This is a genomic window from Nocardia bovistercoris, assembly GCF_015674855.1.
Lineage (GTDB): Bacteria > Actinomycetota > Actinomycetes > Mycobacteriales > Mycobacteriaceae > Nocardia > Nocardia bovistercoris.
Genome location: NZ_JADMLG010000002.1, coordinates 89,956 through 105,653, shown reverse-complemented (window position 1 = coordinate 105,653; position 15,698 = coordinate 89,956). Strand labels below are relative to the sequence as shown.

The following is a 15,698-nucleotide window of genomic DNA, read 5'->3' as shown; positions in this document are numbered from 1 at the left end:
CATGGCCGTACGACACTCCCGCTATCGGGACCCGACCGTCACCCTCCCACCGGATGTGCACGGCCGGGCACCCGCGACCACGCCGCTGCGCAGGCGCCCCGCGACGACGGGAACCTTCCGGCATGTGGTGGCCGAGGGAGAGCGGCTCGATCAGCTCGCCTACCGCTACTACGAGGAATCGACCGCGTGGTGGCGCATCTGCGATGCGAATGCCGCGTTCCTCTCGCCGTTGGAGTTGCTCGGGCAGGAGCCGGTGTTCACGGTCCGAATCCCGTTGCTGGGCCTGGACATCGGGCCCGCACCGGACTGGCGCGCCGTGGTAGGCGCGCTGACCGCCATTGTGGGCGTGGAGGATGTGGCTGTGGCGGAGGACATCGAATATGTCGCGGCCGCTGCGGGATTCGCGCGCGAGGTCTTCGAGCGGGCACTGGTGGTCCGATGCAACCGGACTCTGGTCACCATCGGCGTGCTCCTGGCCGCGATCCGGGACGCGGGCCTGTCCGGTGGGACTCCGGTGGAGACCGGCCGGTTGGGCCGCGAGATCGTCATACCGCCACCGAGCGCGGTGTAGGGAGTCCGCGATCATGAAGCAGGAGAAAGTGCGTATCGAGTTCGGCGGCACGGAGCTGCCCGCACTCTACGATGACCTCGTTTCGCTGGAGGTCGAACTCGACGACGAACTCGCCGGGCTGGCACGTATCAGCCTGGCCGTGGTGCAGCGCGATGACGGCACCTGGCCCTACCTCGACGACGACCGATTCCGGTTGTGGCAGACGGTCGAGATCACGGTCGGGCTCGGTGACGCGATCGAGACGTTGCTACATGGTTATGTCACCCATCTACGGCCGGATTTTCCGGGTACGCGCGATCAGTGCCTGCTGGAGATCTGGGCGATGGACGTGACCGTGCTGATGGACCGGCGCGAGGTGTGCAAGGACTGGCCCAATCGCCGTGACAGTGATATCGCGACCGAGATCTTCTCCTCCTACGGTCTGAGTTCGAACGTGATCCGCACCGGGGTCGTCCACGACGATCTGGTCTCGACGATCATTCAGGGAGAGACCGACATTCGCTTCCTCAGGCGGCTCGCGCGACGTAACGGATTCGAGTGCTACGTCTCGGGCAAGCTGGGATATTTCGGCCCGCCGGAGCTGGCCCGTTCACCGCAGCCGTTGCTGCGGGTGATGTGCGGTGAACAAACGAACGTCACCCAGTTCGCGATCGAGGTCGAGGCAGTCGGGCCCGCCACGGTCGGGCTGGCCCAGATCGATCCGGTGACGAAGGAATCGGTCGAGGTGACCATCGAGAAATCGACCTTGAAATCGTTGGGCGCCAGAACCGCCGCGAGCTACCTTCCTCCCGGCGTCGAGGGGGCACACGTTCAGGTCGGCCAGTGCGTGACAACCGGGCACGCGGAGGCCGAAGCACTGTGTCAGGCGCTGTACGAGCGCGGCGAATGGTTCGTCACCGGGGAAGGTGAGGTGGCGGCGAACTACTACGGCACGATTCTGCTGCCGCATCGCACGGTCACCATCAAAGGCATCGGCGCGACCTACAGCGGGATATACCACGTCACGCGCGTCATCCACTCGTTCGTGCCCGACGGATACACCCAGATTTTCACCGTCAGACGGAATGCTCTGCAGCCCAACGGCTCCGAGAAGTTCGTCGACGGGGGAACCGGTCTACCGGATCTGCCGATCTGACAGGAGCGACAGTATGGATCTCGAACGCGCGCTCGGCGATCTGACCGAGCAACTGCATCACCGCTACTTCGGCAAGTATCGAGGCATCGTGGTCGACAACGCCGATCCGCACCACCTCGGGCGCCTGCGCCTACGGGTGCCGAATGCCCTCGGCCCCGACGTGGTGACCGGGTGGGCGAGCGCCTGCATCCCTTACGGAGGATTGGATCAGCAAGGCTGCCTGTTCATCCCGGCCGTCGGCGCTGGAGCCTGGGTCGAATTCGAAGGCGGTGACCGGGAATTTCCGATCTGGACCGGGGCGTATGTGAGTCGCCCCGACGGGAGCAGCGAGGCGCCGAAGCCGAACGACGCCGACGGATCCACCACCGCGATCGGATCCGATCCCGCCAGCCGCAAGACGATCAAGACCGCCGCGGGCCACACGTTGCAGTTCGAGGACGCGCCCGGCCGGGAAGCGGTGTACGTGCAGGACGGTGCGCACGGCCACCGGATCACCCTCGACGGTTCGGGAGTGGTCGTGACCGTCGGCGGCGCCGGTCATTCGATCTCGATCGACGCGAGCGGAATCACCGTGCAGTACAAGGGCGGAGACTCGCTGCAGATCGACGCGTCGGGTATTCATCTCGGCGGTGCGGTGCAGCACCTGGTGCACGGTGACGTGTTCAAGGCCAATGTCGCCACTTTCATGGCCGCCCTCATGACCCACACCCATATCGGCAATATGGGCGCGCCTACCTCGCCACCGGTCAAACCGATGACGCTCGACGTGCCGTTGTCCACGAAGCACACAGTCGGATAGGGGCGAATCATGGCCATGACCATCGGGACCGCCGAGGCGAACAGCGGGCTGAGCAAGGAGATCTTCGTCCAGCTGGACGCATTGTTGTCGCCACCGCTGCAGCAGGCGGTCGATGCGGCGAGCGGCGCGTCCAAACAGGTGGCGCAGGAGGCACTCGACGGTGCCCGCGGCAATTGGCGCAGACTCGCGTTCGCCATCGCCAACGGTGTGATCACCCATCTGACCGCGAACATGGAGATCAGCGGAATCCAGACCACCGGCAATGTGTCCGCCACGGTCGCGGGGGCGACCGGTGCCGCGCCTCCGGGGCCGCACACCCATCCGGTGAATCTCAGCGCGACTCAGCAGTCGGTCACCTTCGCCCAGAGCGGCGCCGTGCTGGGCCATGTGAAGTAGTAGGCGACGGGAGCGTTAGCATGACAACAGGTTTCGTCTTTCCGTTCCGGGTTGATGCGACCGGCACGATCCGCCCGGACGACGACGAGGATGCCGAACTGCGCGGCAAGATCGTCCAGGTGCTGTTCACCGCGCCGGGTGAACGGGTCAACCAGCCCGCTTTCGGCTGCGGCCTGGGGAATCTGGTGTTCGATCCGAACAACGAGATCCTCGCCGCAGCCGTTGAATTCACCGCGGGTCAGGCGCTGAGCCGGTGGCTGGGGGAGGAACTCGTTGTCATCGATGTCGGCGTCCGCGCGGTCGAGGAAACGCTCACCGTCGAGCTGGTCTACTTCCGCCGCCGCGACCGGGCCCGCCGCGCCTTGCGAATCCAATACAGCTGAGGAGCGCGAAATGGCTGATATCGTTGCCTCCGACGGAAAACCGGTGATCGACTACACCGGTCGGGATTACTCGGCGATCCTGCGGGCGCTGCGGGAACAGATCCCCCGCAAACTCCCCGAGTGGACCGGTCACGCGAGCGAGGCCGATTTCGGCAATGTGCTGCTGGAGCTGTTCGCGCAAATGGCCGACGTGCTGAGCTACTACCAGGATCGCGTCGCCAACGAAGCATTCCTCGCCACCGCGGTGACCCGGCGCAGCGTGATCGAACACCTGCGGCTGATCGGGTACCGCATGCGTACCGCCGCACCGGCGGCTACGGTCCTCACCGTCACGATTCCGGGCGGCGCGCCGGTCCCCGCGCCGCCGCTGGTGATCAGACGAGGGGCGGCCTTCGCCACCAAGAGCCGGTCGGACGCCGCGAGCGTCCGGTTCGAATACGCCCGCGCCGACGACCTCGCTGTCACCTTCACCCCGGTCGACGAACGATTCCCGGACGGCCCCAAATCCGCCGAAATCCCGGTCGAGGAAGGCAGGCTGATCGCGGCGGAGGTCATCGGGACGGCCGACGGCACACCGGGCCAGCGGTATCCGCTGATCCATCGCGGCCTCATCCTGCGCCCGTCCGGACCACAGGCGCACAGCGGGCCAGACATCATCCTGCAGACCTCCACCCCCGCCGGTGGACAGCCGCGGCGGTGGTCCTACTGCGACACCCTCGCCTTCAGCCGGGCCGACCGCTTCGAATTCACGGTCGACATCGACGAGAACGACCAGGCGACCATTGTCTTCGGCGACGGGACCTTCGGCGCTCGACCGGACCTGGGCGCCCTGATCACCGCCACATACCGGGTCGGCGGCGGGCCGGAGGGCAATGTCGGGGTGGGCGCGATCTGCGCTGTCGTGGATGTCCCCGGACTGGCCGCGCTCGGTGCGCGGGTCGTCAACCGGATCCCCGCGACCGGCGGCGCCGAACGCGAAAGTATCGACGCCGCCGTCGAACACGCGCCCGCGGTGTTCCGATCCAGCCAGCGCGCGGTGACCACCGCCGACTACGAGGCACTCGTGCGCAGCTACGACGGCGTCGGCAAGGTCCGTGCGGCCGCAGGCGGTTGGAATCGGGTGTTGTTGTTCGTGGCGCCGTCCGGTGGCGGAAAAGTGAGCGACACACTCGAACTCGGCATCAAGCGGTTCCTCGAGGACAAGCGGATGCTGACTCAGATCATCGAGGTGCGGGACGTCGAGTACGTCGAGATCTTCGTCACCGCCGAGGTCGGGTTCGAACCCTACTTTCGCACCGCCGATGTCGTCGCCGCCGTTCGGCGCGCGACCGGCCGACTGCTGGCGTTCGACGCCGTCGGCTTCGGGGAGACGGTGTACCTCAGCAGGTTCTATGACGCGATCCAGAGCACCGCCGGTGTGCGGTTCACCAATATCACCCGGTTCGAGGCGCTCGCGCCGAACACCGCGTCGGATCCGGAGCATCCGGTGGAACCCTCGGGTCGGATCAAGCTGAGCCGCAGTCAGATACCCATCGCGCCCCGGACGGACGAATACGCGTCGGGAATCAAGATCGTGCCCGCCGAACAGGAGAGGAACGAACCGTGACGCAGGTGTCCGACATCACCGCATTCGCCCATCCGGACGGCAACCGAATCGAGCTGACCTGGCGCGTGTTCGGTCCGGCAGGCCCGCAGATCATGATCAGGCGCGGTGCAGGCACCCACCCCGCCGGGATCGGCGACGGCATCGAGGTCACCGACATCCGAGACGGTGCAGCCACCGACGACCGACTGCACGGCGAAACGGTCTACTACTACACGTTTTTCACACGTGCGGACAACGATCAGGCCTGGGATACCGACCCGCGCAACATGGTCAGTGCCATGGCGACCTCGAACTACGACATGGGCAAGCTGTTGTATTCGATGCTGCCTGCGATCTACCGGCGCTACGACGCGCCCAGCGGGGACATCGATGACGGTCCGGACCATCAGGGCAAGGGTGTGTTGCGGCGATACCTCGAACTCACCGGGGGACAACTCGATCAGCTCTACAGCCTGGCCCGCGCCGCCCTCGATCTGCACGACCTGGACCGCGTGGACGGACGGTTGCTGCCGATACTCGCGCAATGGATCGGCTGGCGCACCGATCATCGGCTTGCGGTGCGCGATCAACGTCGTGAGATCCGGTTCGCGCCCGCGATCTACCAGCGGATCGGAACGTTCGACGCCATCGACGCGACCGCGCGCCGGGTCACCGGGATGCAGGTCCGTGCGAAGGAATTCGTCCACAATATCGCCCGGGCGAATCAACCGGAACAGCTGATGATCTGGTCGGTTTTCCGCCGGGATCCCGGCTCCGATTGGAGCACGCCGGTACTCGTCTCGCCGAGTGTGGCCTTCGACGGTCGACCCGCGCATATCCGCGCCGCCGCCGACGACATGCTGTTCTTCCATACCCACCGGGTCCATGGTTGGGGCATCTGGGCGAAACGATTGGACGGTGACGGTGTCTGGAGCGCGAGCGTGCCGGTGGTCGAGACCCGCGGCGACGCAAGATATCCCGCGGCCGCGCGCGTCGGCAATCGGACGTGGCTGTGCTGGGAGAGCTACGACCCCGACGAGCGGGCGGCGCGACGGCGGATCGCCCTGCGCAACCGCGCCGACACCGACAGCGACTGGTCCGAAATCGTCGTCTCGGGCGGCCCCGGCGGCGAATTCGCCGGTGCGGGAGATACCGAACGGCGCCGTCCGGCGGTGGCCGCCGATGGCGCGGGCGGGCTGTGGCTGTTCTGGCAGGAGCTGTCCGGCGATCACTGGGAGATCCGATACAACCGCCACGACGGTACACGCTGGCAGCTCACGGCACCGAAAACGTTGCCACAGAATGCGGATGAGCGCATCGCGGCCGATATGTCCGTGCTCGTCCGGCCGTCGGGCGCCGATCGGCGCCTGTGGTTGTTCGGCGCCCGCCAGGTGCCCGGTGGCCTGGCGGGGGAAAAGCGGTGGTCCGTGACCTACCGGGTGAAGAACGCCCTGGATCCCAACGAGACGAGTGACTGGTCGCCGCCGCGGTTGCTGCCGAAACCGGCTGCCACAGTCCATGATCGCGAGCCCGCTCCGCTGCTGCGCGGCGATCGCATCGAATTGTTCTTCAGCAGTACCCGTCCCACGGTCACCGGTGAGGTGGGCCGAGCGGCCTGGTCGATACATCGGACCGAACTGCTCGACCCGGCCACGAACACCTGGGCCGATCCGCGCCCGGTCGCGACGGGCGCGGCAGGTAGGCGGGCGTCGCTGGCGTTCGGTACCTCGACCGGCACGGTGCTGACGTATCGCGCGGGTGACCGTCTCGCCCCGGACGGCGTCTCGGCGGCGGGGACCGACAGCACCGCAGCCGGAACCACGACGTTTCACGGCACGAGACCGGTGTCGTACGGGACTTTCGATGACACCCAGACCTACACGTACACCGCCGCAGGCGGGGGCGTCGCCGGGGACGGCCGGTTCGCGCGTGACGCGGTCGGGTTGTTCCTGATCCCACCACAGCCCGGGTTGCCTCCCGAACAGCTCGCGGCGGCCACCGCGCGACTGGCATCGGTGGCGGCCGAATTCCTGCCCGTCAACGCGCGGGCGATTCTCATCCAGCACTGACCCGCTTTACTGGAGGCCCGACATGAGCGACTTCTCTCGACAACCTGCCACGGTGCTGCGTGAGAGCCTTGTCAAGGGATACAGCGGGATTCATATCGAACAGGGCGTGCCGATCCTCGACCGCGACCTTAATCTGATGCACGACCTGCTCGCCGCCGGTGTGCGATCGCTGTTCGCCCGCTATATCGGCGACGGCGTCCCGACCGGCGGCGAGGACGCGTTCGCCATCCGGGCCATGCCGACGCCCGCCAACAACGTCATGATCACCGGGCCGGGGCAATGCCTGGTCGGCGGTATCGAGGTCACCATCGACGCCGCCACCGATTACAGCAGTCAACCCGGTGGCAGTCCGAGTGCGCTGACGGTGCCGGTCGCGCCACAGTCGGATCCTCGACGCGACATCGTCTACCTCGATATCTTCCTCGTCGAGGTAGACGGCACGCCGGATCTCGACAACGGTCGCGATGTCGGAATGCAGACCTCGGTGCGGATCAAACCGGCCTGGATCGTTCGGGTCGCCGAAGATGTCGATATCCACCCGGTCCCGCCCCCGGCGGACGGGCACGTGCATTATCCGCTAGCACAGTTGTTGCGCCGTCGCGATGAAGCCACGATCACCGAAGGACTGTTGTTCGAGGACCGTCTCGACCAGCGCATCACCGATCTGCGACGTCGACGGCTCACCGTCGCCTCGCTAGAGAGCCGGCTCAGCAGACTCGAAAACGCGCTGTTCGCGCCATCGTTCACCCAGGATGTGAACATCGGACAGGTGAAGCCGAAATTCGGCCGGGTCGGGCAGGAGGTCATCCTCAGGGGCAGAAATTTCGACAAGGGCGCCATCGAAGTGCTGTTCGCAGACGTTGCCGCGCAACTGAAGCCACCGTTGACCGACGACACGATCGTCGCGCTGGTGCCGGGCGGTGTCACCAGGGAGGGTGTCAGTCGCAATGTCAGGATCACCGTGCGTAATGAGATCGGATCAGCGATCAGCGACAAAGTGTATCTGGTGCAGCCGATTCCGGTGTTCGTCGCCGATGCGGCCCAGCAGTTCGAACCCAAGCAAGGGTCGGCGCAGACTCCGGTGCTGTTGCGCGGGTTCAACTTCACGCCGGGCACGGCAGCGGTCACACTCGGCGACAAGGTCGCCCCCGTGCAGAGCGCGACCTACAACGAACTGCGGGTGCTGGTGCCAGAGGGGCTCGCCCCCAACGGCGACTTCAAATTCAAAGTCTCCTTCCCCGCCCCGCGTGGATCGGTGGAGGCGACCACGACTTTCCGTGTCCTTGCGGGATGAGGTGAACTACGATGGCCTTCGAGCTCTTTCCCGATCCGCCGGTGACGCCGCTACCGGTCGGTCCACAGGGTGTCCGCGTCGATACGGTGTTCGTCCAGCACGCGGGCGTGCCAATGCCGGAATTCGCCGGTATCTATGCCCAGATGATGTTCCTGCGGGTGGCGATGATCGGCCCCGCGATGGTGCCGCCGCGGTTCTTCCTGCGGGCCGGGGCCGGACCACCGGTCGAGGCGGTCTCCGATCCGACACCGATATTCCGGGACGCCGCCGCAGCTGGCGCCGCCGGGCTGGTCGGGGACGTCTTCTCGATCGCCGTCTCGAACCAGGTGTTCGAGATCGTGGTCGGCTTCGATCAGGCGACGACCGAACGGTGGGAACTCGGTATCGAGAACGATGATCCGACCACTGTGCGGCTGTTCACCTGGATCGTCGCCGAGACTCCGGCCGAGACCATCAACGCCTGGGTCGACCCCGCCACGTTCCGGCCGCGCTTCGCCGAACCCCCGGCGGCGCAATTCGAACCGGTGACAGCGGCTGAGGGCACACCGGTGACCCTCACCGGCGACAACTTCGATATCGGCGCGGTGCGGGTGGCATTCGGCGCGATCACCACCGAACTGATCGGCTCGCCGTCTCGGACGCGGCTTGTGGCGGCCGTACCCGAGGGCCTCGACCCCGAGACCGCCGTACCGATCACGGTCACCACGACGGCGGGGGCAGCGGTCAGCACGGTGCGGTTCCGTGCGGTCGCCCGGCAGGTGGTCCTACTGGGCCGTGCCGATCACGGCGTCGAAGACGTCGCCGCCGCGCTGCGGGCCCGCGGCCTCCGGACGGTGACGGTCGGAGCCGAAACATTCACCGCCGATACCGCTTTGGTCGCGGCGGTGGTCAGTTGTGTCGACGGCCCGATGCCGGATATGCGCCGATCTCTACACAGTCTCGGCGGGAGAACCGTGGCCCGTGCCGCGATCGTCCTCACGAAGACGGATGTGGTCGCAGACCCGGAGATACAAGCGCTGGTCGAAGCCGAGACACGCGAGTTGCTCGCGGGAGTGCATATCTCACCGCTCGACCCGCACTCGGTGGTGCGGCAGCCGGGACCGGATGTCGCGGCGGAGGTCGTGCGAATCCTTGCCCTTCCCGAGGCGAACTATCATGTCGTCGCGCCACTGGCGGCCACGATCGGTTTCGCTGACCCGCCCTTCACGCCGGAGCGGGCCAAGCGCGGTGACCCGATCACCCTGCACGTGGTGAACCCGGAACAAGAGCCACTGAAAGTCGGGTTCCAGCCACTGTGGTTCGGATTGCCGCAGCAGGTGGTGGACGCCGAGATCATCGGCACGTCAACGGGAGTGAGCGTGCAGGTGCGCGTTCCGAGCCTGGCGATGGCGGGGATCCACGGGCTCGGTAGCGGTGTCGCGGTCGTCTCCCTCGTCGCTGGAGATCACCGAATCGAATGTGGGCAGCGATTCCAGGTCGAATCGGCGGTGAACCCGTGAGCGGGCCGGAGTTCGTGGTGCGGAAGTCCGCACCGGCGGCGCGTAAACCGGCCGCCGAACCGGCCGAGCCCCGGCGGCCCATCGCCGGTGCCCCGCACCGGGTGCTCGGCAACCGCGCCACTCTGCTGGTCGCCCGCAGTGCCTCGATGTCCGTCCCGTACGGCGACGCTCCGGTACCCGGGACCGTCCGTGACGCCCTCGCCGGACCGGGGTTCGCATTGCCGCCGCACGTACGCTCCGGCATGGAACATGCCTTCGACACCGCGGCGCCGACCCACCCGATCTCGCCGACCGCGCCTGTCACGCGGCACGAGCGGATCAGCGGGCCCGGCGATCCGAGCGAGCGGGAGGCCGACTCGATCGCCGACGCCGCGATCCAACGGCAGCCATCCAGCGATATCGGCAGGGCCGCACACGATTTCAGTGACGTGACCATCCATGCCGATCCCATCGGCGCCGCCGCGGCCCGCATGATCGGCGCGACCGCGTTCACCGTCGGCGCGCACATCGTCTTCGGCAGCGGACAGTTCGCGCCCGGTACCCGGGCCGGTGATCGGCTGCTCGCCCATGAACTCGCTCATGTGACGCAACATCGCACAAGTGGTCAGAACACCACCCTGCACCGCGCGCCGTCGCCGGAGACTGCCGGCGGCGATGCCGACAGGTCACACAGCGACTCCGTCCTGCAACAAGCGTTCGATGCCGCCGACCGCAAGGAATGGCAGACGGCGGCTCGCCTGGCGAATCGGTTGAGTCCCTACGAACTGCGCGTTTACATCCAGACATTGAAGGATCCCGATCTGCTCTATTGGCTGCATGCCGGTGCGCTCGGAGCCGAAGACGTCGGCAAGGACTCACCGGTCGCGCAGGCCACCGAACAGACCTACCGAGCGATCCGGGCAAAAGAACAGACCAAGAATGCCGCCGGTAGCGGTGCAGGCGGGGGAGCCGGATCCAGCGGGTCGGACAACAAGACCGGTCGGAAGATTTTTCCGCTGCGGATGCCGAAAGGCTTATGGCGTATCAGCGTCGCACCGATCACCGCACGCCGGGACCACGGCCAAATCCTCGTGAGCCAACCACTCAACGCGGTGTACGGCGATCCGATGTTTCGACGGGAGGTCAAGACGCTTCCGCTGTCGACCTTCACCGGGGGCATTCGGCTCGCGCCCGATGAGACGGTCGGCGTGCGGCTGTACGACGACAACGAACGGCTGGTCTGGATAAAGGCCGAACAGCTGTTGCGGATCAGCGAGGCGACCGACACCAGGATGCTGATCAGCGCGGTCGACACCGCTCTCTTCGCCGTGACGATCATGCTGCCCGGACTCGGCCAGGGACTCAGCCGCGGGGCCGCGATGGCCCTGAACGCGGACTTCGTCGTTGCCGGTGCTGCCATGGAGGTCGTCGGCCAGAAGTCGGAGGTCGACGCAGGCCTCAGAGACAAGATCGATTGGGCGGGAATCGGTCTCGAGACGCTGCTGCAAATGCTGTTGCTCAAGTTCGGTGGCAGGCTCGCCGAGGCTGCGGGGGCGAAGGTGTGGGTGGTCGCACGCGGTGCGTATACACGTCCCGCGATCCGCCTTGCCGTCGAATCGCTGATACACGGCGGGTTCGCTGGGTTGCAGCATGTGGCGATGGGATTGTTCGGCCGCCTGCGGGCCGACAAAGCCCCTGTCACCTACGAACATGTGCTGGAGCTTCTCGCCGAGGAATTCACCCGCGGCGAACTGCTGAAAGCCGTCCTGATCGGCGCCGCTCAACATGCTGTCATCAGCGGGGCCTCAGGCCCGGGATCGACCGCCGAGAAGGGCCAACCCCACGAGGCGCCGCCTACCGGGCCGACATCGGCGGCAAGACCCCGAGCCGCCAACGACAACGACATCCCCCGGGCGGCGAACGACAACAGCATCAGTTGGGCCGAAGCGGCACGGAAGCGACAGGCTCGGATTCAAGCGGATGAGCAGTCCCGGACGTCGCAGCAAGCACACGAACAGGCGAACGTACTACCGAGGGCCGCCAACGCTCCAGAAGCCACCCGAGCTTCCGCTCCCGGCAAAGAAGTCAACCCGCCCACACCGGAACAACGCAAGTTATGGACCAAGCCTGCGCCCGAGCGTGCGGAACGCCGGGCGGCGACAGAAGCGAAGAAATACCCTCCGAGCCGGAAACGGCTCGACCCGAAAGCGAACGAGCGCGAGACCATCAAGTACATCGCCGATGTGCGGAAACAGGCCACCCGCGAGATCGGTGACCTGCTGCTCCACGAGCCGATCGGACCCGGTCAGCGCCAGAACCGACTGCGGAGAATAGCGAACGAGTACAACAGTGCCATCGGACAGAAGAACTCGAGCAAGGCACAGCGGAACCTCCTCGAAAAATCTGCCTACGACTACGCGCGCGAACGAGAAGGTCTGCGACAGAGTTTTGCCCCCCTCGAGATTGTGCTGAAAGGTGTCGGCAATCGGGAATTCCAGCGAACCACCGAATACCGCGGGCTTCCGATCGATTTCAAACGTCTGAGCCAGAACCCGCAGCTGGTCACCGAAATGTGGAACTTCTTCTTCGGGAAGCCGTCGAGTAAGAGTCCGCCGGTCGTGGGTGACAAGCGTCCCGATGTAGTCGAGGTTTTGCCCTCCAGAGGCCGGGCAGAGGTTCTCGACGTCACCTACCAGAAGAACCCCTGGCACGAGTTCAAGACGAAGTTCTACGAGTGTGCGGTCGAAGACATCACGGGGCTGAAGACTGTCTCCTCCGAGACCGCGGGCGTCGGTAACGCAACGGAGCCGGAATAGTACGACCGGATGTTCGGGTAGTCGACTACTCACAAGGTTTCGTTGTCCAGGTCATATCATCGATACTGAAAGCTCTCCGGCGCAAATGGAGATGGGTGGGAACCGTGGCGTTGACAACGAAAATTGACACGCAGTCGGCAGGGCGGATCCGATTGAATCTGACGGGGGAGTTCGCACTGATCATCGCCGGACGCGAGCGCATGATTCCGCGGATGGCCGAACGGGTCGTCGCCTATCTCGCACTCGCCGACCGAGCGGTCGCGCGATCCCGGCTGGCGGGAACGCTATGGCCCGACACTCCCCCCGAACGAGCCGCGAAAAGCCTGCGCAGTGCGCTCTGGCGGCTGCACTCTCTCGGTGTCGATTTGATCGGCGCACACGACGATCGGCTGCGCCTCGACCCCACGGTAAGCATCGATCTGGGCGAGCTGACAGTGTTGGCGCACAAGCTCATTCACGGCCCGTGCGATCCGGTTCCGGCCGAGCTCTCCCTGTTGGTCGCGACCTCCGAAGTGCTACCCGATTGGGACGAGGAATGGATAGTCGCGGACCGCGAGAGATACCGTTTGGTACGACTGCAGGCGCTCGAGCGGGCGGCGATAGAACTGCTGCACCAGCAGCGCCATCACGAGGCGCTGTTCACCGCTAGCGCTGCCGTCGGCACCGAACCGCTTCGAGAAACCGCGCGCCGAATCGTGATCGATATCCATATCGCACAAGGCAATATCGCTGCGGCACTACGAGAATACCGCTCGTATCACGAAAGGCTCGCCGACGAATTCGGCGTCCCTCCCTCAGCCGACCTGCGTCAACTGATCGACCGCCTCGGCGGTGACGTCGCGGTGACGAAGCACGGACGCTTCCGAGGCACTCCCAGGCGATCCTGACACGATGAAAGGCCTCCGCCACCACGCAGCAGTAATTCGTGTCGAGGTCCGCAACGACTCGACCACACGCCTATTGATCGAATTTCTCGAGGTCGATCCCGGCGGCTCGGACCGATTCCTCGGCTCGGCGATCGATGCCGCCGCAGGCTGCCGGATCCTGCACGATTGGCTCAACGAGCTCGCCGCCACCTGAGTGCGTCACCTATCCATGCAAGCAGCCATCCCGCCCGTTATCCCTGCATGTCAGGGTGCGTGTCACGGTCGCCCCCGAACGCATTGCGGTGCTGTGAGCCCGATGGGAAAGGTGGTGGTGGAGAGAGGGCGGTTCTCATCCTAAAGACTAGACTAGACTAGACTAACTTTGGTGCAATGATGGAATGACAGCAGTGAATATCCATGAGGCCAAGACACATCTATCCAGATTGCTCGAGCGTGTCTCCAGGGGGGAGCGCATCGTGATCTCGAAGGCGGGAAAGCCGATCGCCGATCTGGTTCCGCACCGGGCCGCTCCCGTGACGATCGGCGGGCTGCGGGGGCAGGTACGGTACGACGACAGTGCATTCGATATCGATCCCGATATTCAACGAATGTTCTACGGGGATGACACGGATGCTTCTGCTTGACAGTCGGACGGTGCTGTGGCTCGTGGACGGCAATCCCCGGCTGGGTTCGTCGGCGCGCAAGGCCATCACGTCCGCATCGGAGGTATACGTATCCGCGGCGACGATCTGGGAGTTGACCATCAAATCGATGCTGGGCACGTTGACGGTCCCGGCGAACCTTACCGACGCGTTGGGGGATCAAGGGTTGGGGATTCTCGACGTGACCGGTCAGCATGGGGAGGGTCTGCGTGAGTTCCCGGAGTTGGTGCGGCATGATCCGTTCGATCGGTTGATCACATCGCAGGCGTATTGCGAGCGGCTGTCGCTGCTGACAGCCGACAGTGTCCTGCTCGGGCTGGGTCGGGACTTCATTACCGATTCCACACGCTGAGCGCCCTACAAAAATGTAGGTGCGGCAACAGCTTTCGGTCGAAACCAACGCGGGACGCCGTCCGGGTTCGAGCGACCTGGACGGAACGGATGGAGTTGCCGCTCCAGCTTTGGTTCGTGCACCCCAGCGGTCGGCAACCCGTGCTGTGCGGCATCGCGGCTCGGAGAGTCTCCGGTCGCGCCGCAGATCAAGACCGGCAGGAGCTACTTCGGCTCACCCGCGGCGAGGGCCGACCGAGCTGCTGCTGCCGCGGTGGAGTCGGGCTGCTGGACATCGGTTCAGGGCAGGGTGCGCAAGCTGGGGGAGGCGGGTTCGTGGCGCAGTCGCGCCGCGTCCCGGCCGGGTGGGACGCCGAACAAGCGTCGATACTCCCGGTTGAACTGGGTCGGGCTGTCGTAGCCGACTGTGTGGCCGATGCCTGCGATGTCGCTGGGGCGACTGATCAGCAGCGACCGTGCTTGCTGTAGGCGGATCCGTTTCTGGAACTGCAACGGGCTCATGGTCGTAACGGCGCGGAAGTGCCGGTGGAACGCCGACTCGCTCATCCCGGCCGATGCGGCCAGATCGGCGATGCGCATCGGCTGGGTGTAGTTGTCGCGGATCCACCGTATGGACCGGTCGATGTGGGACAGGCCGCTGTCGGCGAGGCCGATCTGGCGGATCGTGCCGCCGTGCGGACCGGTGAGCAGGCGCCAGAGAATCTCGCGTTCGATCAGTGGTGCGAGCACCGGTGCGTCGGTCGGGTGGTCGAGCAGGCGCAGCAGTCGGACGGCGGCATCGAGCAGTTCGGGATCCGCGGTGCCGGTCGCGATCGCGGGCGCGACCGCCGTCGTGCGGGACCATCGGGTAATCGGGCTCTCCAGCAGCAGTTGTGCGATCTTCGCCGGGTGCAGGGTGATACCGAGAGCCAGTGACGGCGCCTGATCGGTGGCCTTCACGAAGTGGCCGGTGACCGGCAGGCACGTGGTGACGACCAGGAACTGCCCGGCATGGTATTCGAACACCTCGTCGCCGAGCAGCAGTCGCTTGCCGCCCTGCGCCATGACGACCAGCAGGGGCTCGGTCAAGGAATGGTCCGGTGCCGTACTCGCCACGCTGGACAGCAGCAGACCTTCGATCGGCGTGCGCAGATCGTCGCGGGCGTTGGCAGCGATGAGACGGCGGATCTCGTCCAGTGGTCCGGTGGCTGGGAACACGGCTTCACTGAAGCATCCCGGACTGTCGGCGGCAAGTCCGATTCAGGACTATGCGGCAGGATCAGGCAAGAATCAGCGGGTATCGATCTACCGCCG

At 65.7% G+C, this 15,698-nt stretch carries 15 protein-coding genes; 14 read left to right on the top strand and 1 reads right to left on the bottom strand.

What is annotated here, in order from left to right; genetic code table 11:
• Position 1: 1 nt before the first annotated feature.
• From IT779_RS04510 to IT779_RS04445, 14 genes are all read left to right on the top strand, one after another.
• Complete coding sequence (locus IT779_RS04510; RefSeq protein WP_196147917.1) at positions 2-571, top strand: hypothetical protein; 570 nt, start codon at positions 2-4, stop codon at positions 569-571.
• 13 nt (positions 572-584) lie between these two features.
• A complete protein-coding gene (locus IT779_RS04505; RefSeq protein ID WP_196147916.1) occupies positions 585-1,706 on the top strand; it encodes a phage late control D family protein in 1,122 nt (373 codons plus the stop codon).
• Positions 1,707-1,719: 13 nt separating this feature from the next.
• Positions 1,720-2,505, top strand: coding sequence for a phage baseplate assembly protein V (locus IT779_RS04500; RefSeq protein WP_196147915.1), 786 nt, complete (start codon positions 1,720-1,722; stop codon positions 2,503-2,505).
• A 15-nt stretch (positions 2,506-2,520) separates the two neighbouring features.
• On the top strand, positions 2,521-2,901 hold the full coding sequence (locus IT779_RS04495) for a hypothetical protein (protein WP_196147914.1): 381 nt from the start codon (positions 2,521-2,523) through the stop codon (positions 2,899-2,901).
• A 20-nt stretch (positions 2,902-2,921) separates the two neighbouring features.
• A complete protein-coding gene (locus tag IT779_RS04490) occupies positions 2,922-3,284 on the top strand; it encodes a GPW/gp25 family protein (protein WP_196147913.1) in 363 nt (120 codons plus the stop codon).
• 10 nt (positions 3,285-3,294) lie between these two features.
• The gene (locus IT779_RS04485; RefSeq protein ID WP_196147912.1) at positions 3,295-4,890 is read left to right on the top strand and encodes a baseplate J/gp47 family protein; all 1,596 of its coding nucleotides are present in this window, start codon (positions 3,295-3,297) and stop codon (positions 4,888-4,890) included.
• Positions 4,887-6,938 carry a phage tail protein gene (locus IT779_RS04480; protein ID WP_196147911.1) on the top strand — a complete coding sequence of 684 codons (2,052 nt, stop codon included), beginning with the start codon at positions 4,887-4,889 and terminating at the stop codon, positions 6,936-6,938. The genes IT779_RS04485 and IT779_RS04480 overlap by 4 nt, the downstream gene beginning before the upstream one ends.
• A gap of 22 nt (positions 6,939-6,960) precedes the next feature.
• Entirely contained in the window at positions 6,961-8,232 is a 1,272-nt protein-coding gene (locus tag IT779_RS04475; protein WP_196147910.1) for an IPT/TIG domain-containing protein, read from the top strand.
• Positions 8,233-8,243: 11 nt separating this feature from the next.
• Entirely contained in the window at positions 8,244-9,731 is a 1,488-nt protein-coding gene (locus tag IT779_RS04470) for an IPT/TIG domain-containing protein (RefSeq protein ID WP_196147909.1), read from the top strand.
• A 242-nt stretch (positions 9,732-9,973) separates the two neighbouring features.
• On the top strand, positions 9,974-12,526 hold the full coding sequence (locus IT779_RS04465; RefSeq protein ID WP_196147908.1) for an eCIS core domain-containing protein: 2,553 nt from the start codon (positions 9,974-9,976) through the stop codon (positions 12,524-12,526).
• A gap of 152 nt (positions 12,527-12,678) precedes the next feature.
• A complete protein-coding gene (locus tag IT779_RS04460) occupies positions 12,679-13,413 on the top strand; it encodes an AfsR/SARP family transcriptional regulator (RefSeq protein ID WP_196147907.1) in 735 nt (244 codons plus the stop codon).
• Positions 13,414-13,417: 4 nt separating this feature from the next.
• Positions 13,418-13,606, top strand: a complete 189-nt coding sequence (locus IT779_RS04455; RefSeq protein WP_196147906.1) for a hypothetical protein — start codon at positions 13,418-13,420, stop codon at positions 13,604-13,606.
• A gap of 184 nt (positions 13,607-13,790) precedes the next feature.
• Positions 13,791-14,036, top strand: coding sequence for a type II toxin-antitoxin system Phd/YefM family antitoxin (locus IT779_RS04450; protein WP_196147905.1), 246 nt, complete (start codon positions 13,791-13,793; stop codon positions 14,034-14,036).
• Complete coding sequence (locus tag IT779_RS04445) at positions 14,023-14,406, top strand: type II toxin-antitoxin system VapC family toxin (protein WP_196147904.1); 384 nt, start codon at positions 14,023-14,025, stop codon at positions 14,404-14,406. Before IT779_RS04450 ends, IT779_RS04445 begins: the two co-directional genes overlap by 14 nt.
• A gap of 278 nt (positions 14,407-14,684) precedes the next feature.
• Here IT779_RS04445 and IT779_RS04440 read toward each other — a convergent pair whose 3' ends face one another.
• On the bottom strand, positions 14,685-15,602 hold the full coding sequence (locus tag IT779_RS04440) for an AraC family transcriptional regulator (protein WP_196147903.1): 918 nt from the start codon (positions 15,600-15,602) through the stop codon (positions 14,685-14,687).
• Positions 15,603-15,698: the final 96 nt, after the last annotated feature.